Below are 24,327 nucleotides of genomic sequence, written 5' to 3'. Positions count from 1 at the left end.
CTCAATAACTTTGAGCTAGATATCATTTTTAGGAGTCCGTATGTCACATAAGGTAGTTTTTGATGAACCAAACTCACTTTTTCGTGTTCACCTAGAGGGTGAACATGACGCCATCATGAAGTTTGATGTGCAAGGTAGTGTTTATGTCATTACTTCAACTAAAGTCCCAGAAGAGTTGCAAGGAAAAGGGTACGGTAAGGTGATGATGGAAGCTATTTTGCCTGAGATTGAGCGACAAGGAGTGAAAATCAACCCTATATGTACGTATGTTGTCCATTACTTGTCACGTCACCCAGAGTGGTCTCACTTGCTTGCTGAGCCGTCATGAAGCAAATCTATGATTATCAAGCGTTATGTCAGCGCTTGGGATACCGAAAATTAGAACATAGAGAGATTTTACAACCTTTGTGGGGTGGCTACGGTGAGTTGGTTAGGTTGTATGTCGATCAAACCAGTATCGTGATAAAACATGTTCACTTGCCTAAGCCTGATCAACATCCCAGAGGTTGGAATACAGCACTTTCACATCAGCGGAAACTTAAGTCTTATGATGTCGAGTTACACTGGTATCGACATTTTGCGGCACGTGCGCATGTTCATTGTCCGCAGCCACAACCCATTATTGTGGAGCAAAAGGGAATGGAGCACCTTTTGGTGATGGAAGACTTACATCAGCTTGGTTATGACGAGGTGTGCCACAAGGCTGAAAAAGTACATTTGGAAGCGGTGCTCAAGTGGCTAGCATGGTTTCATGCTTCACATATCGGAGAGAAAGGGGAAGGATTGTGGGAAACAGGCACCTATTGGCACCTTGATACTCGTCCTGATGAACTGGCGGCGCTCGATGATATGTCACTCAAACAAGCTGCGAGAGATATTGATAAGGTGCTTGGTAATGCACCTTATCAAACCTTAGTTCATGGTGACGCGAAGTTAGCGAATTTCTGTTTTACTTCTGATGGCCAAGAGGCCGCGGCTGTCGATTTCCAGTATGTGGGTAGAGGTTGCGCGATGAAGGATGTCGTTCTCTTTATGAGTAGTGCTGTCCAGCCTGAAGATTGCAATGATATGGAGGAGTGGATTTTGGATACTTATTTTACTCACCTGAAAATAGCGATAAGTGATTTAATGCCTGAAACCGATGCGTTTGACGTAGAGCAAACTTGGCGACCGTTATTTGCTATTGCTTGGGCAGATTTCCATCGTTTTGTTAAAGGATGGAGCCCGGATCATTGGAAAATCAATGCTTATACGGAAGCTTTGGCTCATCGGGCTATTGATATGTTAAAGGCTTACCTATAAGTAAGCCTTTAACATAATGTCGTTACACGGCTATGGTTTGAGCCTTGCCATGTAATAAGTGTTTTGGTATTTGCCTTCTCTGAAAACCGAATTTTTCGCTTCGCCTTCAATTTCAAAGCCAAATTTTTTATAGCACGCGATCGCCGCTTCGTTATCCGTATTGACCTCGAGATGAACGCGCTTTATTTGCAGCCAGTTGTCTGCTAAATCAAGTACAGTTTCAATCAGCTTACTAGCTATACCCATACCATGATAGTCATCATGAACACCTAGACCGAAAGTCGCACTGTGAGCGGTACGAGGCCGCTGAGAATGCTCAAAACCTATGTTTCCGACCACTTTGCCATCTAATTCCGCGACAAAGCTATAAATACCGGTAGGCATGTTTTCCAGTCTTTGTGTCCACATTGCCACAGAGGGTTTGGGCAATTGGAGAGTTTCGCGTTGTGCTTTAGGTTGAGAGTAGATCTCACACATTGCGGCGGCATCACTGACTTGAGTCGGACGAATTGTTATTTCCATATTATTACCTTCTCGACTGGTTAAACATAGCTCAACAATAACGAGCAAGGACTTAAAGATAAAGCATTGTTTTAACTTATTTTAATTAAGTGAAACTTTACTCTGATGCACGTTGAACGCTATGAGTACTACGGACGTTTAATTTGTAAATAAGTTTGTCTATTCACTAGTGAAGAATTAAGGTGTCTCTGAGCGAATAAAAGGAATAACAAAATGGAACAGTCGGCTAGCTGGAAAACCCCTCAAAACTTCTTAATCATCATCTCTATCGTCGTTCCCATTGCATTTTCCAGTTGGATGGCACTACTCAATAACTTTGTGATTGAAAAGGCACAGTTTGATGGCGCAGATATTGGGCTTTTGCAGAGTGTACGTGAAATTCCCGGCTTTTTAGCCTTTACCGCAGTGTTTGTTTTAATGTTTATTCGTGAACAACGGTTTATGTTGCTGGCATTGGGGGCTCTCACTCTGGGCACCGCTATGACAGGTTTTTTCCCTTCACTTTTTGGATTGTTAATGACGACCTTATTGATGTCTACAGGGTTCCACTATTTTGAGACTCTTAAACAATCTCTTTCACTACAATGGCTTTCGAAAGATGAAGCACCGGAAATGTTGGGTAAGTTTATTTCCGTCGGTGCGTTAGCATCACTGGTGACTTATGGCGCATTGTGGGTCTGTCTGGAAATGCTGAAAATGGATTTCCAGTGGGTCTATCTTACTTTTGGTGGCATTGGTTTTCTATTAGTGGTTTGGATGGCTTTTTCATTTCCGCAGTTCCAAACTCAAGTCCAACAAAATAAAAAGTTGGTCTTACGTAAGCGTTATTGGTTGTATTATGCACTGACCTTCATGAGTGGTGCTCGTCGACAAATCTTTACCGTTTTCGCTGGCTTCCTGATGGTGGAAAAGTTTGGTTATTCAGCAGCTGATATTACGATGCTGTTTCTGATCAACTATTTATTTAATTTCTTATTTGCTAAAAAAATAGGCAAATTCATTGGTAAAGTCGGCGAGCGTAAGGCGCTGTTGTTCGAGTACACTGGGTTGGTACTTATATTCGTAGGCTATGGTTTAGTTCAAAGCGCTGAATGGGCTGCGGCGTTGTACGTCATCGATCATCTATTTTTTGCGCTAGCCTTGGCAATCAAAACCTACCTCCAGAAAATAGCGGATCCTGCAGATATGGCTTCAACTGCTGGTGTGTCATTTACGATTAACCACATCGCAGCGGTATTCATTCCTGTTTCTTTTGGTTTGATCTGGTTAATCTCGCCTTCAGCGGTTTTCTATATTGGCGCAGCGATGGCAGGGGTATCATTTCTTCTATCGCTTAATATTCCGACCAAACCTGAAGAAGGTAATGAAGTGCGTATCCTCCGTTGGAGTTAGGCAAAAGCCAAGGGTAGAGCCTTCGTTTTTCCGTGAAGAGATGTTTAGCGACAGCCCTTTAGCTATGTGGCGCTTTACTCTATAATTGCCGCGCTTTAGTGTGGGGTATCACCCTCTTTCACCTTGGATACATTATGATTTCGAAAAACCAACTTAAATTACTTCGTGCCTTAGGCCAAAAGAAACAACGTAAGGCGCATGGTCTATTTTTGGTCCAAGGTGAGAAGAATGTACTTGAGTTGGCAAAGAGTTCACTAACGGTACAGCAGATCTTCGCTACGTCGGAGTTCCTGGCAGAGCATCATTCAACATTAAGCGATTTTGAATGTATCGAAGCGCCATTAGATGAATTAACGAAGGCAAGTACGTTGGTGAGCAATAACGCGGCGATTGCGGTAGTGAACACCCCTTGTGTTGACGTACCCAAAGCTCAGGGCTTGATGATTGCTTTAGATGGTGTCTCGGATCCTGGCAATTTGGGGACGATCATTCGTGTTGCAGATTGGTATGGTATTAAGCATATCGTTGCCAGTAATGATTGTGCTGACCCGTATAATCCGAAAACCATTAGTGCCACTATGGGCAGTTTTGGTCGCGTCACAGTCAGCCAATTAGACCTTCCTAGCTATTTAGAACAAGCTAACTTACCGGTTTATGGGGCATTTCTTGAAGGTGAGAGTGTACATAACGTCGAGTTTGCAGCCGAAGGTATTTTGCTGATGGGCAGTGAATCTCACGGTATTCGTGAGCAAGCCGCTCAGTTTGTCACAGACAAGATCACCATACCTGCTTTTGGTGGTGCTGAGTCACTTAACGTGGCGATGGCAACGGGGATCATTTTAGATAACTTACGTCGCCAGCATGGTGAATAAAAAGTTCCGAATGCAGAAAAGCGCAGTGATCCACTGCGCTTTCTTGTATCTGAAGATAGAGAATCTACTTCTCTAACATCCCTAATTTATCCGGTACGCCATTCCACTTCTCAGCGCCATCCATAGCTGGTTTTACTTCGGTTTGCACTGGCCATAATTCGGCGAGTTCTGCATTCAATTCAATGTAAACGGTTTGATCTTCCGGTACTTCATCTTCCTGAAAAATCGCATTAGCGTCGCATTCATCAACACATAAACCACAGTCGATGCATTCGATGGGATTGATCACCATAAAGTTTGGCCCTTCGTGGAAAGCATCTGCAGGGCATACAGCGACACAGTCTGTGTATTTACATTGAATGCAGTTATCTGTTACGACGAACGCCATGGTGATCCGCTCTTTTAGTTAGTCAAAATCGAAGAATGGGGATGATACTCATCCCAAGCTAAAATTCAATATCCAGCACGGTGATTGTTACTAATGCTGTCTGATTTAGTATGACAGACAATTTAATTTCTCGTAAAATGCGCGCCATTGTGAGCTGACCGTTTGTCAGACGGTTTTGGCTAAGACACCTATCTATACGAGACATCAACATGATACGTTTAACTGAAATTAAACTTCCTCTCGATCATGAGGAAGAGGCGCTGACTGCTGCCATTACCAAGAAGCTTGGCATCTCTGAAGACCAAGTCATCTCTTTCAATGTGTTCAGACGTGGCTATGATGCTCGTAAAAAAGCCAACATCCTACTTATCTACACGCTAGACGTTATCGTTGAAAACGAAGCTGCGCTTCTTGAGCAGTTCGTTAGCGACCCGCACGTAAAAGAGACTCCAGACATGGAGTACAAGTTCGTAGCGAAAGCACCAGAGAACCTAACAGAGCGTCCAGTAGTAATCGGTTTTGGCCCATGTGGTCTATTTGCCGCGCTGATTCTTGCACAAGCGGGCTTTAAACCTATCGTTGTTGAACGTGGTAAAGAGGTCCGTGAGCGTACAAAAGATACCTTCGGTTTCTGGCGTAAGCGCACTCTAAACACGGAATCAAACGTACAGTTTGGTGAAGGTGGTGCAGGTACGTTCTCTGACGGTAAGCTTTACAGCCAAGTAAAAGATCCAAATTTCTATGGTCGAAAAGTCATTACGGAGTTTGTGGAAGCTGGTGCGCCAGAAGAGATCATGTACGTCAGTAAGCCACATATTGGTACGTTTAAGCTGGTCACCATGATCGAGAAGATGCGTGCGAAAATTATCGAACTGGGTGGCGAGATTCGCTTTAGTACGCGCGTCGATGATATCCACATGGATGGCGAGCAAATCACAGGTTTAACACTATCAAACGGCGAAGAGATTAAATCTCGCTACGTTGTTCTAGCCGTCGGCCACAGTGCGCGTGATACCTTTGAAATGCTCCACGATCGCGGCGTGTACATGGAAGCGAAGCCGTTCTCGGTTGGTTTCCGTATTGAGCACAAGCAGTCAATGATCGATGAAGCGCGCTTTGGTCCTAACGCGGGCAATCCAATTCTTGGCGCCGCCGACTACAAGCTGGTGCATCATTGTAAGAATGGTCGTACCGTGTACAGCTTCTGTATGTGTCCGGGTGGTACTGTCGTTGCCGCTACGTCTGAGGAAGGCCGCGTGGTCACAAATGGCATGAGTCAGTACTCGCGCTCAGAGCGCAACGCGAACAGTGCTATTGTCGTTGGCATCGATCCAGAACGTGATTACCCAGGTGACCCACTGGCAGGCATCCGCTTCCAGCGTGAGCTTGAATCGGGTGCTTACGTTCTGGGTGGTGAAAACTACGATGCACCAGCACAGAAGATAGGTGATTTTCTAAAAGGTCGCGATCCAAGTGAGCTCGGTGATGTTCAACCATCATTTACGCCGGGAATTCACCTTACGGATATTTCTAAAGCGCTGCCTGATTTCGCTATAGAAGCGATCCGAGAAGCAATTCCGGCGTTTGATAAGAAGATTAAGGGTTTTGCATCTGAGGATGGTTTGCTCACAGGGGTGGAAACTCGTACTTCTTCACCAGTGTGTATCAAGCGTGGCAAAGACTTCCAGAGTGTAAACCTCAAAGGCTTCTATCCTGCGGGTGAAGGCGCAGGTTACGCTGGAGGGATCCTTTCTGCGGGTATAGATGGCATCAAAGTAGCTGAAGCCCTATCCAAGGCTATGGTGTCCGATCTAGAAAAGGCATAATTCACATCAGCAAATTACTAAGCTCTTCTGTAATAACAGAAGAGCTTTTCCCCTAAGAAAAAAGGTTGATATTCTGAAAGCCTGAGCCTGTTGCTATCCTTTGGTATTGGTTAATCTATTTCCCATTTTACCCCCACACTAAAATCCCCTTGTTCCGTTGATTGAATATGGGTTTCGATCCCTCTATCTGGAAACTCAGTGATATAGCATTCACTAGAGTTGCCGTTTTGCTTTGACGTTTCTCGATTTAATTGTGTCTGCGTTTTATTGGTACATTCGCTACCTGAATAGTGTGATTGTATTGGTGCAGCGTCTTCCGTGTATGGAGATGATTGCCACTGGTTGACACTTTCGGTGGGGAGAACATCAGTTATCTCATCAAGGAAAGTTCCTGCATTTACAGAGCTCGTTGAAAAGGCCAGCAAAATGGCCATGCATAAAAATTTGATCATAGTTGTGCCTGTTTAAAAGGGTTTGAGAGATTGTGTTTTATAAAATAGAGGCAAAAACAATATAGGGCAATAAAAAATTATCGTAAAACGATAATTTTTTATTGATAATTGATTTTTGTTACTTTAAGGTGAACTCAAATTAATGCTACCTAGGATGTTTTATGACACAACAATCGATAAGCACATTCAGCCGAAAATTATTAGTACTATTTTGGTTCTCTCTGATTTTTACTGCTGTGTTGAATACTGTATTTTGGTTTTCTGCAACTCTATGGAATGTGGAGTGGTTCGAGGCGAGCTTTCCAGTAGAGGTCGAGTTGCCTTTGAGTTTTACGCGGTCATTGATTGGTTTTCTACCAAGTATGCTGACAACATTTCTGACAATGGCTCTATTGTGGCAATTAATAGTTCTATTCCGCTTATATGAAAGAGGGCAGGTCTTTGAGCGTCAAAACACGCTATGTTACAAAAAGATCAGCTACTTGCTGATGGCAACACCTTTCGTTCAATTTATCATGGGTATACTTCTCAGCTTTGCATTGTCGTACAATGACGGAAACTGGAGCATGTCCTTTAACGTCAATGACGCTGATATCACAATGTTTGTTATTGGTTTGATTGTTCGCGTCATTGCAGTGGTAATGGAAAGAGCGGCAGAGCTTCAAAAAGAAAGTGAGCTGACAATTTAAGTGAAAAATTATGGCAATTGTAATTAACCTTGACGTCATGTTAGCTAAGCGAAAAATGCGCTCCAATGAGTTAGCAAAATTAGTTGGTATTACTGAACAAAACCTATCAGTGCTTAAAAATGGTCGGGCGAAAGCGGTCAAGTTAGCGACTTTAGAAGCTATCTGTAAGCATCTTGATTGCCAACCCGGAGATATTCTGGAGTATTCCCCGACTGATAATGAGTGCTAATGCTTGACAAATCGAGCAACAGAACAAAGCCAGAGCTTGCCTCTGGCTTTTAATTGGCTTATTCATTAAAACAATCTTGCAGATACTCAATGAAAGTTTTGATTTGACTGGGAATGTACTTAGATTGTGCATATTGGGCGATGATTTTTCCTTGATAGTTTCCTCCCACGTGCCAGTCAGGTAATACTTCAATCACTTGCCCAGAATCAATATAGGACTGAATTGCAAACTCAGGGAAAACCGATATTCCCACACCGCGCAATACTGCTTCGCGTCGAATTTCACTATGGTTGACTGCGAATGAACCACCGACGTTCATTGATAGCTTTTTGTTGTTGTTAGTGAACTCCCACACCCTATCCTTGGGATTTTCTCCTAAGCACAAGCAGTTGTGATTGGAAATGTCTTCGGGGTGAGTGGGGATACCACACCTCTCAAAGTAAGCAGGGCTGGCACACATGACCAAGCGACATTGACTGAGCTGCTTTGCAATTAAACCTTCAGTCGGCTTATCCGTAATGTGAATGATGACATCTACTTCATCACCAATAGGGTCGATATAGTGATCAGCGACTTTCAGTTGCAATGAAATGTTGGGAAAACGGTCAATAAAGCTGAGGATCATTGGCATGAGAACCTGTCGGGAAAGGGCTTTAGGTGCAGCGACACGCAGCACGCCTGATACATCAGTTTTATCTACTTGGGCAGCAGAGATAGCCATTTTTGCCGAGTTCATCATGTCACTGCACAAGCTGTAGACCTCCTGTCCTGTGGTGCTCAGACGCATCTGTCTCGTCGTTCTTTCCAACAGCTTTTCTTGCAATGCACTTTCCAGCCGAGTGATGGAACGACTGACTGATGAAGGTGACACACCAAGCCTCTGAGCGGTTTTTGAAAAGCTCCCAGATTCGACCACATTTACGAAAATTGCCATCTCAGATAAGAGAGGAATTAATTTATTTGTGTCCACAGTGCAATTATCCTTTGCATTTCAGCTATATTGTTTCGTTCAAGTTACTTATGGATACTAATTAAGTCAATTGACAGTATCCCAGAATATCCAAGGACGTGACGCGTGAAAAAAATAAGAAGCGTTGGTGATGTTAAGGCCGTCGCGAAAGTTGCTAATCATATTTTGACCTTATTTAGCGGTGGCTTAGACAGCTCCTATGTGCTGGAGCTACTAAAAAGCAGTGATGTAAAAGTCACCGCAGTCGCGGTTAACCTCGGCGATGGGATAGAAGAATCGAAACTCAAGTTAATTACGGATCATTATGGTTTTGATCTCAAGATTATCGACGCAAGGCAGGAATTTGTTGAACACAGTTTAGTCTCGGCAATACAGGCGCAAGCAATGTACCTCAATGACTATCCGGTCAGTTCCTCTTTATCACGGCCTATCATAGTGAAAAAGGCGGTCGAGTTGGCGGGGAGCTTAGGTTGTGATGCAATCATTCATACAGCAAACCAGTCCCAAAATAGCTTGCGTCGTATTAATGGTGCGATAGAAGCATCAGGTTTTGATGGTTATTACGGTTCCCCCTATGAGTACTCAGCACTGTCTCGTGAAGATAAGGCACAGGCTTTGTTTCATTCAGGCTTAGTGGGATTTAAGACCCGAAACGTCAGCGGGGATTCAAATCTATGGTGCCGTGAATTCGAGTCTGGGGTTTTAGATGACCCTGAAAATTTTGTAGTTTCAGATTCGTTGTTTACCTGGTCAAAGTGGCAGCCAGAAAAACATTTAGACAATGATCAAATTACGATCGGCTTCAGAAAGGGCTATCCTGTCACACTGAATGATAAGCCGATTAATTTACTAGAGTTAATTGCCTTCATTAACAACTACGTTGGCGCGTATGAGATTGGTCGTTTTGTAGGGTTCGATCATCTCGATCAGGATGAAAAGGTACTAGAGGTGCGAGAAGCGCCCGCCGCCTTAGTTCTGATAAAGGCTTATAAGTTACTGGAGACAGCAACTTTACCTACAGATGTTCTCAAAGCGAAGGCATTGCATAACGACATGTGGACTCAGGAGGCTGTTGAAGGCCGTTGGGGAAGTATGTTGCAGTGTGCAAGCTATGCGTTCATCGCTCACACTGCCGAGTCCATCTCTGGCAGTGTCTCTTTCAACTTATCCAGAGGAAGCTTTATCCCCTCTGGGATAGTGGCTGATGAGCCGAAGTATCTACGTGATAGGGACGAGTGGGAAATTGAGATTGCTCAGCAAAGGTCACAACGAGCGCTCAAGTTCAATAGTCAATCTAGATCAAATCGTCAGTGGGTATAGGAATTACCGCCGATGACTTCTATTCAGGACGCAGCCACCAAGACTCTGGCAGACATCAGCCACACACTTATCAAAGAAGACTATGTCTTTGTGTCGGGGCGAAAAATGACCGCTCTGCTGGATACCAATGTCGATGAAGTGATCCGTTTTAAGCAGTGTTGGAGCTCACTTGAACGAGACAATTATATGGCGGATGGCGGGACCTATCGGTACCGGCGCTATGGTCAATTCACTAAGCTGGCTGCTCAGCGTGAAATAACCCTGTTACCGCATGAGCCTTATGTTCAACCGGCTTTCATTAATACATTGAACGGTGATGTTGAACGTCATTTTTCCCCACTGAGCGATAAGTTTGTCACATCAGATTTGCTAGCAAAGTTGCTATTTATGATGAGTGACATCTACGACTATTCCCTGGGAACCCCTGTGAATTGGAATATACGGCTGCACCCGTATAGGATCATCGCGAATAGCTCGCAGCAGGGGCAACCCACACCGGAAGGGCTTCATCGTGATGGTGTGACTTTCATTGCGTCTTTGATGATCAATCGAGTCAACATCGCTGGTGGTGTAACCAGTATTACTGACGCTAAAGGGTGTTTTCGTGAACAGATTATGTTGGATAAAACCTTTGATTTAGTTATGGCGGACGATGAGCAGACAATGCACGAAGTTACGCCGATTACACCAGTTTGCTCGGAAAAATGCGCGTACAGGGACGTACTCGTCATAGCGTTTACACGGATGGAGGATTGAAATGACAACGGCTGCTGATTCGTTAAAGAAAGGAAGTATAAGGTTTCCTATTACGGAATCGCTGCTACTACTGGTAGCGATTTTCTGGGGGACAAGTTATGGCCTGACCAAAAGTGCGTTGGCTTATACCAGTGTTTTGCTTTTTATCTCCATAAGATTTTCGGTCACCTTTTTATGTATGCTACCTGTGGTGATTCGAGACTTTCGCCGAGGATTGAATAAGGATTGGAAAATAGCGATTCCCACCGGTTTTATTCTATCGGCGATTTTTTTCTGTGAGGTGTTTGGTGTATCCCAAACCTCTGCATCCAACGCTGCGTTTCTGATCAGTTTATCGGTCATTTTTACCGCTTTTGCCGAATTATTCATCAATAAGAAAAAGGTCAGCAACACGTTGTGGATATTGACGGTTTGTAGTGTTGTTGGAGTGTTATTATTGACCAGCAACAAAGGCTTTGAGCTTTCACTTAACCGTGGTGACTATTTTATCCTCATCGCTGCTGTTTTGAGGGCCCTAATGGTCACTATGACCAAGAGGTTTACGGAAGGCAAAGAAATCACTACATCGACCTTAACTTCTCTCCAGTCTTTAGTTGTCGCTTTGATCGGGATTATATTTGCAGTTGCCTATCTTCCCGCTGTGGAGTTTTCGGTTCCCACTTCGATGGAGTTTTGGTTAACGGTCAGTTATCTGGTTCTGTTTTGTACACTATTTGCGTTTTATGTTCAGAATTATGCCGTACGTCGAACGTCGCCAACACGGGTTTCTTTGCTGATGGGTAGCGAGCCATTATTTGGTGCTATATTTGCCATGGCTTGGTTACAGGAATCATTAACCCCAGTACAAGTTATAGGTGGGGCGCTAATTTTGTTTAGTGTTGTGGTCACGTCTACTAGAGAAACTGAATAATTCTTCCGTTACTTATTTGTATGATTAGGAACCTTATGAAAACAGTGATTTCAGAAGGTTCCTTTGTCTCTTCTATGTTCAGACAACCGACATAAGGCAGATGTTATATCGCTTGCGGTAAATCATTTAATGCCATCCAGGTAGTTGTCCGTTTGGACAGCGACAGCGCTCTAATAGAGGTCCCGTCATACATATTGAACGACATGGCTCAGCTGGATAAGGTTGCAGGGAACTGTTGAACTGTGCAGCATTAATAGAACTCTCTGACGGACTCATGTTCTTGGTCATGGAATATATCTTAGACACAGAGTCAGCTGTTATTGCTTGTACATTGAGCGACAAGTAATTTTCATTGATTCCAAATGAAGCTGTGACGTTATAGCCACTATTACTTTCAATAGAAGCTATTGGAGTAGACTTTCCATTATTGTCATAACACGTTAATTCAGCCGCATCCTCAAGTTTTTCATTGTAGTAGACAAGGTAGTTATTAACACCATTATCCATAATTTCCATAATTAAAGGGTCTTGAGCTCGTTCCGAATACCACTTCCCTAATAAATTGTCACACCGGAAGTTATTTTCTTCCGCGAATGCCGTAGATATAAGAAATAATGAGAGTATAGAAACAATGACGTTTTTAAGCATGTTTTCATCCTTGATGGTTAGGGTATATCGCTTAGAGAGCGATAAAGCTTTCTAAGTTTTATATGGCTAACGGGGCCTTTCTTCTCTGAAAAAGCAGTTAACCTAGTCCGGTTTTGTTGGCTGTAAGCAATTTATTTAATGCCAGAAGTGAGCTAATAAATTACACAAAGTAACAATCCCTTCATTAATAATTGTAATGAAATATAATTTGACTAAGCAATGTAAGATTATTCAAATGGAATCAATATTAAAAATTCAACCAGCTACATGTAACAGAATTATCAGTAATGGGGGTTAATTTATAAATATCAATTACATCGTTGAATGTGTGTTTATTTTTTTATAAGTTGTTAATATATTTTTTTAGAATTTTATACCAATTATTGAATAATATAATTCGGTGGGTTTTGGGTTCTCGAATCCGTACATCTTATGTTGGCAAAAGTGTTACCTACATTAGTTGCTGTACATGTTGTTGCCATTCTCGTTTATAAACTTCGTTCGAAGCCACTTACTTGGGCTATGGTGACAGGAGTTCAGGTAGGTTTGTCTCAACACCACAGGCTTGAATTTGTTTCTCAACTTCGAGCATTGCTCGTGCTAGTTTTGGCAATATCAGTTACTATGACGATTATTGCCTTTACTTTTTAAATCTATTGGATGAGTGAGAAATTTGACAGACAAAGCAGTTTTGGCTGGTTGATCAACAAAAAGATGCTGAGTTCACTTGAGCCTGAAGAGCAACGAGAAATCATTCGTTTGTTACAAAAGATGGTCGCTGCGATTTAAGGAAAGAAGATCAATGACGAAGCCGTTGAATGAGTGCATTGTGCCTATGTATCCAACCATACAAGCGTTGGATGTGGATACACTTGAACCGGGAGAACATAAGTTTTGGTTTGCGGTTGCGACGGACGCGATTGGTCATCCTCAAACGCTTCCCGTACGAGTGCTTAAAGGTGCAAAGCCTGGGAAGCGTATTATGATCACTGCGGGTGTTCATGGTGACGAGCAAAATGGTATTCTAACTGCGCAAATGTTGGCTCGAGAGCTGGAAGGCAAAGCCATTTCAGGTTGTATTACTATCGTACCAGCGGTCAATTTATCAGGTATTGTAAGACATAGTCGAGACTTTCATTCTGCGGCTCCTGATAGTTCATCGACAAACCTTAATCGCGTATTTCCCGGTAATCCGAATGGAGATGACGCCAGTCGCTACGCCAACAGCCTGTGGGAAAACTTACTCAAACCAAATGCCGATCTCGCGGTTGACCTTCACTCTCAAACCAGTGGTTCAGCATACCCTCTTTATGCATTTGCTGACTATCGACTGGATGATTCCATTCGAATGGCAAGACTGATCAATCCAGATGTTATCCTCAACGATCCGGGAGATCCGGGTATTTTGGAAACGGTCTATAACCGTGCTGGTATTCCCTCTATCACAATTGAAGTAGGGGTAGGTCGCTATACGGACTTAGACATGGTGCAACGCGCCGTTACTGGGGTATTGAATATTTTCAAAGATTATCGGTTCATTGTAGGTGAAGTAGTAAAGGTGGCTCATCCTTGTGTTGAAGGAGAGCGGATTACTAGTGTTCGTGCTGAGCAGGGAGGGTTTGTCATTTGTCACGTTGAATTGATGGAACTTGTCAACAAGGGCCAGATCTTAGCGACTCAGTACAACAGTTTCGGAGATCAAATTCAAACCTACTACTCCCCAATCAAAGCTACAGTGATTAGTCATAATGTTGAGTCGGTACGAGCGCCTGGGTCATTGGTTGTCCGGTTGATTGATTAGTTATAATTTTCGGTTAGGAATAGATTATATCTTTTGGTTGACCAGAAGCTGTAACAGCATTTAAACCTAATATTAAATAGTAACTTACTTTTATTTTTGTAATCTCTTCGTGACCTATTTCTCTGGTCAGGTAGCGCTACTTACCTAACAAAAATCCACCTTGTTACTATCCATGGTTGCTAACAAAGATTAGAGTGAGCTGTTTTTCAAGGCGAGCAGGTACTCGCTTCTGTTGTATAAGGAATTCTGAGTATGTCTGAAATTGCCTCTATTATGGAACACTGCCCCACTATTCATTCACTTGACGTTGACACTTTAGCTGCTGGAGAACATTCATTCCTTTTTGCGGTTGCCACGGATGCATTAGGGCTTTGGCAGAAAATGCCTGTACGAGTTTTTAAAGGTGATAGGCCGGGTCGTAAAATCATGCTTACTGCTGGTGTTCACGGTGATGAGCAAAACGGTATTGTGACGGCGTTGAAAGTGGCAAAAGCTTTGGCCGGCAAACCTTTGATAGGGTGCGTCACTATCGTTCCTGCGATAAATCTGAGTGGTATTCTTCATCACAGCCGTGACTTTCAGACAGTGGATCCGGATGTCTCTTCTTCTAACCTTAACCGTTTTTTCCCCGGTGACAAAGCTGGGAGTGAAGCCGCACGTTACCTTGATAGCTTATGGCAAAACTTGCTAAAGCCAAACGCAGAGGTGGCGATAGATCTACACACCCAGACTACAGGAACCAGTTACCCTCTCTATGTATTTGCTGACTATCGGGTTGACCAAGCGATGAAGCTAGCAAAGCTCATGAATCCTGATGTGATTCTCAATGATCCCGGTGAGTCTGGTGTGCTGGAAACGACATGGAACAAACATGAAGTGCCAAGTATTACGGTCGAAGTGGGTTCAGGTCGATATCATGATGCAGACATGGTCGAGCGAGCAGTTGAAGGAGTGCTGAACATATTGCGTTACTACGAAGTGCTGTCTGGGAAAGTCGTTGAAGCAACACCTTGCATTGAAGGCTGCCAGACCATCAGCATTCGGGCTGAGCAAGGCGGTTTTGTTGAGCCGCAGGTATCTTTACTGCAACAAGTTGAGAAAGGTCAGCTTCTGGCGGTTCAGTACAATAGTTTGGGTTTCGACGTCGCACATTATCACGCCCCAGAATCAGGCACGGTTCTTAGCTATAACCTTGAAGCTTTGCGCGCTCCGGGATCATTGATTGTGCGGATGATTAAATAAAACAAAAAAGCTTGCTGCCCAAAACAGCAATCTGGGACACTTTTTCTGGTTAATAATTGGTAATACTGGCGCCACATTCATTTGTGGGGTCAATAATGCTGTTCAATCAACCCATCACACTTCGGTCCGTTATCCGGCTGAGTCCCATTAAAGTCATGTTTACTTGGCTGATGGTTCTGGCTGAGAACGTATTTATGATTTTGCTGCCGCTGTTTATCGGTTTTGCGATTGATGGTGTGCTTAAGCAAAATTTGCAGCCGTTGCTTATGTTCGCAGCGATCTTGTTTGTACTGGTGGTCATCAGTGTCGCTCGTCGTTTTTACGATACTCGCGTTTATGGCGGGATCCGAGTGCGGTTGTCCAATTTGGTTGAGCGTAATTTACGCGGCCAATCGGTGTCGGTCAAAGATGCCAGGCTGTCCATGTCCCGCGAGCTGGTAGATTTTCTAGAGGACGATTTACCATCTCTGATCACGGCCGTTGTGCAGTTGGTTGCTACCGTTGTCATTCTCGCCACTTTTCATATCAAACTTGCATTATGCGTATTGGTCGCGGGGCTGATCATGCTGCTGATTTGTGGTCTGTTCCATCAAACCTTTACGCGACTTAACAGCGCGTTAAACGATCAGTTAGAGCAACAGGTTCGCGTACTCAGCGGCCAGCCTTTCGCGGCGCTTAGAACACACTTTGAACGCTTGAAACGCTGTGAAATCAAGCTGTCCGACACTGAAGCGCTGATGTATGGGCTGATCTTTATTGTCTTATTTGCCGCAGTCCTAACCAATCTTTGGATGGTGAGCATTCTTACTGATCCTACTGTGGGTCAGGTTTTTTCCATCGTAACTTACTCACTGGAATTCGTGGAAACGGCAGTGATGTTGCCTATCACACTGCAAACCTTGTCGCGCCTGATGGAGATCAGTCAACGATTAAATCAACCCCCCGCTCAATTGGCTGTAGAGGAGAAGCCCTATGAAATTTAAAAAGACGCTTGCAATATTAGCTGGCTGCGGGGCAATTTTCGCGGCATTGGTGATTGTGGATGTTTTAGAGCCTCAGCCAGTTGTGATTGAGCAAAAAGCGCCGAGCAAAGTCCCTGTTTCAGTACTGCAAGTGACGCCGGAAGATCACGATTCCAATTTGACTTTGCTGGCAACAACCACCGCGCGTTGGCCGATCCAGCTTAAGGCTTCAAGCAGCGCTCAGTTAGCGTGGTTGAACCCCGATATTGAGCCGGGTGTACTGGTGAAAAAAGGGACCTTGTTGGCGAAGCTCAACACCAGCGCTTTAGAGTCTAATCTGGCTCAGGCGAACAGCAGCGTTAGGCAGGCAGAATTAAACCTTAAACAGGCACAGCACGAACAAACGGTCGCGTTAAAAATGTTATCACCGACCAAAAGCTCACCGTTTGCTCGCCGTGAGCCACAGGTGTTGGCAGCCAAGGCAGAGCTGGCGCAGGCCAAACAGGCTTACACCAGTGCAGCAAAGTTGCTTGAGGAAGCAAGTATTGCAGCGCCGTTTGATGCTGTGATCATGCGTCGTAACATCAGCCCCGGTGAATGGTTGGAAGCCGGGCAGGTGACTTTTGAACTCGCCGCCAGCGACTCACTGGATGTCGAGCTGCCTGTTTCGGAACTTCACTGGCAGCAGGTGCAATCCGCGTTGCGTCAGCCTGAGATTACAATTGTGAATCGAGATGGCAGCGAGTGGCAGGCACAAGTTCGATATGTCTCGCCGCAGGCTGATCCAACCACACGTCAGCGACAAGTGGTTTTGTCTGTTCGCGAGCCTTATCAAGGATTGACTCGCTTGCTGCCTAATCAACAGGTGAAAGTCATCGTTAGTCTCGGGCTAAGGCCAGAAATAGTGACCTTGCCACTCAGTGCGATCACACGAGATGGATACGTCTGGACACTTGATGAGCAGAACCGATTGCAGAAAGAGTGGATAACGCAAATAGGACAAGCGCGTAATCAGGTTTATGCCCGCTTTGATCAAGACAGCGCTAAGGCACGTCAGGTGGTGGTGTACCCACTGTTGTCGATGTTACCGGGGAAGCAAGTCGCTCCTCAAGCTGCGCAGATATTGGTTGCGAAGCAGGAGGGTAATCAATGAGCTGGCTGACTAAGTGGTTTATCAACAACCCAGTAGGGGCGAATCTGTTGATGCTCGCGATCATCGCCAGTGGTGTTATGGCGTTTGGTCAACTCCGTGTGGAGTCCTTTCCGCAGATTTCGCCATCATCTATTGTGATTAGTGTTGCCTACCCGGGAGGTACAGCTAAACAGATTGATGAGAGTGTCACGCAGCGAATTGAAGAGTCGATCAGTGGCATTTCTGGTATTAAACAGGTGACCAGTCAGTCTAGCGCTGGTATGTCGAGTGTTGTTGTACGGAAAACCAGCAGCGCCGACCTCAATAAGCTGCTGGATGATGTACGTAACCGAGTGAATGCGATCAATGGTTTTCCTGCTCAAGCTGAAAAGCCTCAGGTGGTTAGAAATGAATTTACTAACTTGGCCGCCTTTGTTGTCGTTTCAGGGCCACGCAGCGATGAGCAGCTTCAACCCATCGCAAGACAGGTCGAGCAAGCGCTGAAAAGTAATCCCCAGATTTCTAAAGTATCCAACTGGGGAAGTCGCAAGCCACAACTTATCATTGAGCCAGATCCAGCGCAGCTCAAGAAACTGGGTTTGAGTCTGGAAGATTTAGCCAGCACCATCGGACAGATGTCACTTGAGTCTCGCACAGGTGAGCTGATTAGTGACAAGGGCCGCATGGTCATCCGTGGTGATGGCTACGCCGATGACGTACAGAAGCTGCGTCGTCTGGCGATCGTATCTCGTCCATCCGGTACCATCTATTTAGGTGACATCGCTAAGCTGAGTCGTGGCTATGAGCGTAGTGGCTCCATCGTCCGTAATAATGGCATCAACGCAATCGCTCTACTGATCAGCACCAGCCAGACCGACAACCTGCTCAAAGTGAGCGATGCAATTAAGGATACCTTGGCGGAGCAACGCAAAATCCTGCCTTCAGACATCGAGCTGAGCACTATGGCAGATATGGCTCCCTATATTGAAGAGCAATTGTTCAGGCTCGGTGATAATGCGTGGCAAGGCCTTTTGATTGTGGTGGTTTTACTGGGCATTTTTCTTGAGCTGAAACTGGCATTCTGGGTGGCTGTGGGTATACCGGTAGCCATCGCGGGTACCTTAGGGGCGATGCAACTGGCTAACTACAGCATCAATGACATCACGCTGTTTGGCTTTATTTTGGTACTGGGGATCCTAGTCGACGATGCCGTTGTCGTAGGTGAGGCCATTCATGAACAACGAGGTAAACATGCGAGCGGGCGCAAAGCGGCATGGCACGGCGTACACTCGGTTTCCGTTGCAACGGTATTTGGTGTTTTGACCACTATTGCGGCATTTTCGCCAATGCTTTGGATTAACAACGATTTTGCCAAGATTCTGGCTGGATTCTCCGCTGTGGTGATATTTGCGCTGATCTTCTCTCTGATTGAAAGTAAGTTCATTCTGCCATCGCACCTAGCACAGTTGTCTGTAAGTAAAAAAAACAACGGTATTTTCTCTCGCATTCAGTCTGTGGCTCAAGGTGGTTTGGAGTGGTTCAATTTCAGAGTGTATAAACCTACCTTGGAGAAGGTACTGGATTATAAACTGGCATCACTGCTGGGCTTTGTCGCCGCGATCGTACTGGCATATGGCATGTGGTCGACTGGGACGATTCGAAGTGCCATTTTCCCCGAAATCCCCGGTCGATACGTTACCGCGAAAGTCGAGCTAGAAGACGGTGCCCCTTTGCCGTTACAAAAGAAAGCCTTAGATCAAATCGAACAGGCGATGATCAACGTCGAAGACGAGCTGATGCAAGACTACCCGTTGAGCCTGCCACCCGTGGTAAACCTGCTTGCGTGGTCGGATGGTTATGGAGAGGTGGAAGTGACCGCCGAGCTAACCAGTGAAGCCCTGAGCCTCTTGCCGGGTAATTTACTGACCGATAGTTGGCGTACTCATACTGGGAGCATTGAAGGAGCGTATTCAGTTCAGTTTAGTGCGGCTGAAGCGCCTGCTGGTGGAACATTCATCTCGATATCATCCAGTGACCGTGAACTTGCTAAGCGCGTCAGTAGTCAATTGGAGGACAAACTGGCTGCTTTGCCTGGCGTGGCGGATATTTATGATGATGGTAAAAGCGGCCAGCCTCAGGTGCGGCTAGTGCTGAATGAATACGGTCAACAGCTCGGATTGACGCAAGACAAGTTGGCGCGATTGGCGGGTGAGGCATTTGGTGAGCGAGAAATTCACCGCCTGTTAGAACAAGGCCAAGAAACTAAGGTGCTGTTGCAGTATCCTCGTTCAGAGCGTAAAACCCTCGCTCAGCTTGAGCAGACGATGGTGTTGCTGTCTGAAGGGAAGAGTGTCTTACTCGGTGATATTGCTGAATTTCGTCATGAGCAGGAGCCTCAGATACTCTACCGACGTAATCGTGAGCAAGTAGTAAACCTCTATTGGAAGCAGAACCGAGACGTTCAGGCGCCTGAGCAGACTATGGCTCAGCTTAGCTCTGAGATCAAAACGCTGCATCAGCAGTATCCAGGAGTTCGGATCAAAGCAGGCGGCGAATTTGAAGAGATTGGTGAAGTCTCTGACGGCTTCCGCTCAGCGATGATTTTGACCATTCTGCTGATTTACATCTTGTTGGCGGTTCCGCTGAAGTCTTATTGGCAGCCGTTCATCATCATGGCAGTAATTCCATTTGGTTTTGCTGGCGCTATCTTCGGTCACTACTTGATGGATCTGCCAATCAGTTTGCTGTCGATGTTCGGCATGATGGCAATGACGGGAATAGTGATCAATGACTCATTGGTACTGATCACGCGCTTTAATGCTGAGTATCGCAGCGGTGTGCCGCTTAAACAGGCTTTAGTGACGGCTGGTACCAGTCGATTGAGGGCGATTTTCCTCACGACTATTACGACGGTATGTGGTTTGCTGCCGCTACTCAGTGAAACCGCAGAGCAAGCGCAGTACTTAAAACCTGCAGCGGTTTCATTGGTGTTTGGTGAGCTATTTGCCACGGCGGTAACCCTGCTTCTGATCCCAATACTGCTGGGGATGACCAGTCGTAAAGCGCCAAAGCCTGTCGAAGATGAGTTGGCATTAGAGGGAGCCTAATGCTGAGCGTGATTGATTTTATCCGCTTGACGGGCGATAGTGATCTGGTCGCCCCAGTGAGGCCCGTATCTATGTCACAGCAAGAGAAACCAGCATTTAAACTGGTGCCCGAAATTGCGTTATTAGAACCGCTATCAGAGCATCTTAGAAAGCGCTTTGCTCACGCATTGAAGTTGATGCATGACGAACTGGCAGAACACAGATCGTGGGAGCAAATTGCTACAGAGAGCGCTATATCTCCTTATCATTTCCATCGTCAGTTTAGCGAATTGTTCCATGAGACGCCGGGGCAGTATCTCAGCCGATTACGACTGCAAGTCGCGGTGAATCTGCTGCTCAATGATGAGCCTTGGAGTGTGATGGAGATTGCTCACTATTGTGGTTTCTCTTCTTCACAAGCTTTAGGCAAGGCTTTAAAGAGAGAGCTTGGAGTGACGGCGAAACAAATTCGTAAAATGGGTTATGAGTCCACACCGCGAGAGACCGCTGATTTTATCGCTAAGCTTGCTCATCCCGGTGCTCAGCAGTCGATTGAGAATGAGCTGGCCAAGTCTATGCCGACTGAGTTGATTTGGTACCCTCAGCGAGGTATGAAAAAGACCGCTCTGGAAGATCCTGACTGGGATTCGGTGATCGAAATCTATGGCAAAAAAACTGTCAATCTACTCGGCGCAACGCCGATTAACCAACTTGAAAAAGTATGGGACCAAATTGAGACTTTCATTGGTGATTGGCAAGTCGATGAAGCTCTCTATGATTTTGTGATTCCTGAAGGGTACTACCTGTGCGCTGAGGTGTATCTGATTTCTGATGTTGCTTACAGTGCGGCTTTAGAAGCGCTGTTTGAGATCGTAGACGAACAGAAGTTGGAAATTGATGGCAGTGCTTTTTTGATTGAAATGGTTCGTGATATTGAGTTGACCTTAACAGGGGGGGCAACGTTTTCATTTCAGATACCTATTATTCGCTAACTCTATTTATCGAGCTTACTCGAATAACTTCTCTTATGGTTGTTGCATAAATAATCACATTCATACTCGATATAAAAGGGGGGGATTAAAGAGTCTGTGGTTATTGTTAAGCACGTTCGTACAAAATGCCACCAATTATCTTAGCTCTATAACGTATTGATTTATATTATTATGCGTTTTTAGTGAATTATTTTTCATTATTTGCTTGAGTGTGAAATCTTTGTCGTTATAATTGCGGCAAAGAGAACTTATTCACTAATTGTGAAAATATAATCATCTAGGGAGCAGTCAGATGAGTGATACACTTTTAGCCGAAGAGAACCACAAAAACAGTCGCAGCATATTGATGTTCGCAATTCCGTCTTTGTTGGGTCTTTTCTTTTTCCTTGCACCATTAACCATTGATGGCAACTTCACCTTTCCGCTAGCGCTGATGGCGAAAGGCGTCAAAGCGGTCCTTGGGGATGCGATTTTACCAACTGTCACCGCTGTGATTTGCTTCTCTGCGGTCGCTTCTATTCTTGCCAGCCTCATCAAACCAACTTTTGTGACTCAATCTACATTGATGACAAGACTGTTTGTTCTGACGCCAGTTTGGCTAGTCGTTCGAGTTTTAGGCGCGGTGTTCACTCTGATGGCATTGCATCAAATCGGGCCTGAAGTGATTTGGAACGGCAACACGGGTGGTCTGGTGCTTAATGATCTTCTTCCTTCTTTACTTGTGACTTTCTTCCTGGCCGGTTTGCTGTTGCCACTGTTACTCAACTTTGGTTTGCTTGAGTTGCTCGGTACTGTTCTGAGCCGTTTTATGCGCCCAGTTTTCCGTTTGCCAGGTCGTGCTGTGATTGACTGTATGTCTTCTTGGCTAGGTGATGGCACCGTTGGGGTGATTCTGACCAGTAAACAATACGAAGATAAAAAATACACTGCGCGTGAAGCAGCGGTTGTCGCGACTATGTTTTCTCCGGTTGGGATTTCTTTCTCGCTGGTGGTATTAACTCAGGTTGGCTTAGAAAACTTATTTGTCCCGTTCTACTTCTCTATCTGTTTGTCTGGCGTGATTGCCGCGATGGTGATTCAGTATCTGCCACCGTTATCGTATAAGAAAGACCTGTACATTGATGGTACTAAGCCTAATCGTAATGACGAATTGGTGCCTGCGGGTCAGTCAGTTATGGGCTTTGGCTTGAAGTTGGCACTGCACAGAGCAAGCAAAGTGAAAAGCCTTGGGGCAGTAGCTAAAGAAGGTGTGCACAACGCACTGGATATGGTAATCAGCGTGCTGCCTGTGGTTATGGCGATCGGTACTTTAGGTCTGGTTGTCGCTGAAACGACGCCATTATTCTCATTACTGGGTGCACCGTTCATTCCGCTGCTAAACGCGTTGAATGTTCCGGAAGCAGCAGCTGCTGCGGAAACCATGCTAGTTGGTTTTGCTGATATGTACGTACCTTCGATCATCGCAGCGTCGACGATTAATGCCGATCTGACCAAGTTTGTTGTGGCAGCGTTGTCTGTAACTCAGCTGATTTTCATGTCAGAAACGGGCTCTGTGATTCTAAGCAGTAAAGTCCCAGTGAACTTTTTGGAGCTGGTCGCTATCTTCCTGCTAAGAACGCTAGTTACGCTGCCAATCATTGTGTTGGTCGCACATTGGATTTTCTGATGTCTTAATTGAACTTATTTGATGAAACAGCCCGCTAGATGTGACTTAGCGGGCTGTTTTTTTGTCTCTGGCAAAGCTGATGGCTCCTAGCACAGTTCCACTTCAACATCTGACTGAATTTGGCTAGAACACGCTAAGGTATAACCATTGGCGAGATCTTCTTCAGTCAGCGTTTCCGTACTGGTGCGGCTGACTTCGCCCTTAGTCACTTTACATTTGCAGGATCCACACATGCCGCTGCGACAGGCGATAATAATTGGCACCCCGTTTTCTTCCAGCACGTCAGCTAAGGTAGCGCCTTGGCTGATTTCTTTTGATACGCCAAACGCTGGCACTTCGAACTGAACAACACCATCTGACGAGCTTTCATTATGAGCTTCGATAGGAGTAAAACTTTCCTGATGGAATTGCGCCGCCTCAACACCCAGTGCCAACGCGTTGCTCTCCATATCCTGCATAAATAGAGTTGGTCCGCAGAGATAAACCGTGCGTTGGTTAAGGTCTGGGCACAGTTTGGCTAACCACTCTCTGTCGAGCCGTCCTTGCGGGTGGCGTGTGCCTGTATTGTCTTTAAGCAGTAACTTTAGGTGGAAATTTGGGCATTGCGCATCCATGGACTCCAGTTCATCAAAGTAGATAGTCTGAGCAGCGCTTTTCGCCATGTGAATAAAGGTTATCTCGACGTCTACTTTGGTTTTCAACCAATGTTTTGCCATCGACATGACAGGTGTGATGCCGCAACCTGCACTGAGCAAAGCCACTTTATGCTTCGGTGGGCAATCGATACTGTTGAATGGTCCAGTCGGCGCCAGTGCCAAGACGCTGTCTCCGGAATTGAAGTGGTCGATGATGTAGTTGGATACCAAGCCATTCTCGACTCGTTTGACGGTCAATTTAAGATGCGATTCCCCCGGTAACGAAGAAACAGAATACGCGCGGTATTCCACCTTGCCGTCGAACTCAAAGCCTAACGAAATAAACTGACCCGGTTTGAAATCAAATCCATTTGGTAGGGGAGTATCAGAGGTCAGCGTCAAGCTGACGGTATCTGACGTTTCCTGCCATTTATCAACACAACGAAGTTGGGCGGGTTGGTTATTTTGCCATTCGCGAATCATAATTCCTCACAAGTAAAAGAGCCCAGCCAAACAAACTGACTGGGCTATCAAA

General features: G+C 45.2%; 24 protein-coding genes. 18 read left to right on the top strand and 6 right to left on the bottom strand.

The window, feature by feature from the left end; genetic code table 11:
- The first annotated feature begins 40 nt into the window (after nt 1–40).
- Entirely contained in the window at nt 41–328 is a 288-nt protein-coding gene (locus L1D15_RS05565; RefSeq protein WP_239835938.1) for a GNAT family N-acetyltransferase, read from the top strand.
- Complete coding sequence (locus L1D15_RS05560) at nt 325–1,302, top strand: phosphotransferase (RefSeq protein ID WP_239874946.1); 978 nt, start codon at nt 325–327, stop codon at nt 1,300–1,302. Before L1D15_RS05565 ends, L1D15_RS05560 begins: the two co-directional genes overlap by 4 nt.
- Before the next feature lie 30 nt (nt 1,303–1,332).
- Here the strand turns inward: L1D15_RS05560 and L1D15_RS05555 are convergent, their stop codons facing one another.
- Nucleotides 1,333–1,824, bottom strand: coding sequence for a GNAT family N-acetyltransferase (locus tag L1D15_RS05555; protein ID WP_239863631.1), 492 nt, complete (start codon nt 1,822–1,824; stop codon nt 1,333–1,335).
- 213 nt (nt 1,825–2,037) lie between these two features.
- On the opposite strand from L1D15_RS05555, the gene L1D15_RS05550 reads away from it, so the two are divergent.
- Both L1D15_RS05550 and L1D15_RS05545 read left to right on the top strand, forming a co-directional pair.
- Entirely contained in the window at nt 2,038–3,216 is a 1,179-nt protein-coding gene (locus L1D15_RS05550) for an MFS transporter (RefSeq protein ID WP_239874945.1), read from the top strand.
- A 134-nt stretch (nt 3,217–3,350) separates the two neighbouring features.
- Nucleotides 3,351–4,088, top strand: a complete 738-nt coding sequence (locus L1D15_RS05545) for an RNA methyltransferase (protein ID WP_239835942.1) — start codon at nt 3,351–3,353, stop codon at nt 4,086–4,088.
- Between the two features lie 64 nt (nt 4,089–4,152).
- On the opposite strand, the gene fdxA is transcribed toward L1D15_RS05545, so the two are convergent.
- Nucleotides 4,153–4,476: a ferredoxin FdxA gene (gene fdxA, locus L1D15_RS05540; protein ID WP_239835943.1), complete on the bottom strand. Its 324-nt coding sequence runs from the start codon at nt 4,474–4,476 to the stop codon at nt 4,153–4,155.
- A gap of 209 nt (nt 4,477–4,685) precedes the next feature.
- Between fdxA and L1D15_RS05535 the strand changes: the two genes are divergently transcribed.
- Nucleotides 4,686–6,302: an NAD(P)/FAD-dependent oxidoreductase gene (locus L1D15_RS05535; RefSeq protein WP_239874944.1), complete on the top strand. Its 1,617-nt coding sequence runs from the start codon at nt 4,686–4,688 to the stop codon at nt 6,300–6,302.
- 110 nt (nt 6,303–6,412) lie between these two features.
- Here the strand turns inward: L1D15_RS05535 and L1D15_RS05530 are convergent, their stop codons facing one another.
- A complete protein-coding gene (locus L1D15_RS05530) occupies nt 6,413–6,754 on the bottom strand; it encodes a hypothetical protein (protein ID WP_239874943.1) in 342 nt (113 codons plus the stop codon).
- A gap of 161 nt (nt 6,755–6,915) precedes the next feature.
- Here L1D15_RS05530 and L1D15_RS05525 point away from each other — a divergent pair, with 161 nt between their 5' ends.
- Both L1D15_RS05525 and L1D15_RS05520 read left to right on the top strand, forming a co-directional pair.
- On the top strand, nt 6,916–7,443 hold the full coding sequence (locus tag L1D15_RS05525; protein WP_239863637.1) for a DUF2975 domain-containing protein: 528 nt from the start codon (nt 6,916–6,918) through the stop codon (nt 7,441–7,443).
- A 10-nt stretch (nt 7,444–7,453) separates the two neighbouring features.
- Complete coding sequence (locus L1D15_RS05520) at nt 7,454–7,672, top strand: helix-turn-helix transcriptional regulator (protein ID WP_239835947.1); 219 nt, start codon at nt 7,454–7,456, stop codon at nt 7,670–7,672.
- A 58-nt stretch (nt 7,673–7,730) separates the two neighbouring features.
- On the opposite strand, the gene L1D15_RS05515 is transcribed toward L1D15_RS05520, so the two are convergent.
- A complete protein-coding gene (locus L1D15_RS05515; protein ID WP_239863639.1) occupies nt 7,731–8,642 on the bottom strand; it encodes a LysR family transcriptional regulator in 912 nt (303 codons plus the stop codon).
- Nucleotides 8,643–8,747: 105 nt separating this feature from the next.
- Here L1D15_RS05515 and L1D15_RS05510 point away from each other — a divergent pair, with 105 nt between their 5' ends.
- Genes L1D15_RS05510 through L1D15_RS05500 form a run of 3 tightly spaced genes read left to right on the top strand, consistent with a single transcriptional unit; the run spans nt 8,748 to nt 11,628 of the window.
- On the top strand, nt 8,748–9,962 hold the full coding sequence (locus L1D15_RS05510; protein ID WP_239835949.1) for an argininosuccinate synthase-related protein: 1,215 nt from the start codon (nt 8,748–8,750) through the stop codon (nt 9,960–9,962).
- 12 nt (nt 9,963–9,974) lie between these two features.
- Entirely contained in the window at nt 9,975–10,718 is a 744-nt protein-coding gene (locus tag L1D15_RS05505; protein ID WP_239874942.1) for a 2OG-Fe dioxygenase family protein, read from the top strand.
- A gap of 1 nt (nt 10,719) precedes the next feature.
- Complete coding sequence (locus L1D15_RS05500) at nt 10,720–11,628, top strand: DMT family transporter (RefSeq protein WP_239874941.1); 909 nt, start codon at nt 10,720–10,722, stop codon at nt 11,626–11,628.
- Nucleotides 11,629–11,754: 126 nt separating this feature from the next.
- Here the strand turns inward: L1D15_RS05500 and L1D15_RS05495 are convergent, their stop codons facing one another.
- Nucleotides 11,755–12,276: a hypothetical protein gene (locus L1D15_RS05495; protein WP_239874940.1), complete on the bottom strand. Its 522-nt coding sequence runs from the start codon at nt 12,274–12,276 to the stop codon at nt 11,755–11,757.
- A gap of 660 nt (nt 12,277–12,936) precedes the next feature.
- Here L1D15_RS05495 and L1D15_RS22035 point away from each other — a divergent pair.
- From L1D15_RS22035 to L1D15_RS05460, 8 genes are all read left to right on the top strand, one after another.
- Entirely contained in the window at nt 12,937–13,065 is a 129-nt protein-coding gene (locus L1D15_RS22035; RefSeq protein WP_275658284.1) for a hypothetical protein, read from the top strand.
- A gap of 13 nt (nt 13,066–13,078) precedes the next feature.
- Entirely contained in the window at nt 13,079–14,077 is a 999-nt protein-coding gene (locus L1D15_RS05490; RefSeq protein ID WP_239874939.1) for a succinylglutamate desuccinylase/aspartoacylase family protein, read from the top strand.
- A 252-nt stretch (nt 14,078–14,329) separates the two neighbouring features.
- Nucleotides 14,330–15,319, top strand: coding sequence for a succinylglutamate desuccinylase/aspartoacylase family protein (locus L1D15_RS05485; protein ID WP_239874938.1), 990 nt, complete (start codon nt 14,330–14,332; stop codon nt 15,317–15,319).
- A gap of 95 nt (nt 15,320–15,414) precedes the next feature.
- Nucleotides 15,415–16,302, top strand: coding sequence for an ABC transporter six-transmembrane domain-containing protein (locus L1D15_RS05480; protein ID WP_239875126.1), 888 nt, complete (start codon nt 15,415–15,417; stop codon nt 16,300–16,302).
- The gene (locus tag L1D15_RS05475) at nt 16,292–17,434 is read left to right on the top strand and encodes an efflux RND transporter periplasmic adaptor subunit (RefSeq protein ID WP_239874937.1); all 1,143 of its coding nucleotides are present in this window, start codon (nt 16,292–16,294) and stop codon (nt 17,432–17,434) included. The genes L1D15_RS05480 and L1D15_RS05475 overlap by 11 nt, the downstream gene beginning before the upstream one ends.
- Nucleotides 17,431–20,520, top strand: coding sequence for an efflux RND transporter permease subunit (locus L1D15_RS05470; protein WP_239874936.1), 3,090 nt, complete (start codon nt 17,431–17,433; stop codon nt 20,518–20,520). The genes L1D15_RS05475 and L1D15_RS05470 overlap by 4 nt, the downstream gene beginning before the upstream one ends.
- A gap of 71 nt (nt 20,521–20,591) precedes the next feature.
- Complete coding sequence (locus L1D15_RS05465; RefSeq protein ID WP_239875125.1) at nt 20,592–21,491, top strand: AraC family transcriptional regulator; 900 nt, start codon at nt 20,592–20,594, stop codon at nt 21,489–21,491.
- A gap of 292 nt (nt 21,492–21,783) precedes the next feature.
- Nucleotides 21,784–23,157, top strand: coding sequence for a YjiH family protein (locus L1D15_RS05460; RefSeq protein ID WP_239874935.1), 1,374 nt, complete (start codon nt 21,784–21,786; stop codon nt 23,155–23,157).
- A gap of 86 nt (nt 23,158–23,243) precedes the next feature.
- Here L1D15_RS05460 and L1D15_RS05455 read toward each other — a convergent pair whose 3' ends face one another.
- Nucleotides 23,244–24,275: a hybrid-cluster NAD(P)-dependent oxidoreductase gene (locus L1D15_RS05455; protein ID WP_239874934.1), complete on the bottom strand. Its 1,032-nt coding sequence runs from the start codon at nt 24,273–24,275 to the stop codon at nt 23,244–23,246.
- Between the last annotated feature and the right edge of the window lie 52 nt (nt 24,276–24,327).

The sequence above is a fragment of the Vibrio sp. Isolate25 genome (assembly GCF_022398025.1).
Classification (GTDB): Bacteria; Pseudomonadota; Gammaproteobacteria; order Enterobacterales; family Vibrionaceae; genus Vibrio; species Vibrio coralliilyticus_A.
Note: the sequence above shows the minus strand (reverse complement) of the source record. Positions and strands in the feature narration are given on the sequence as shown.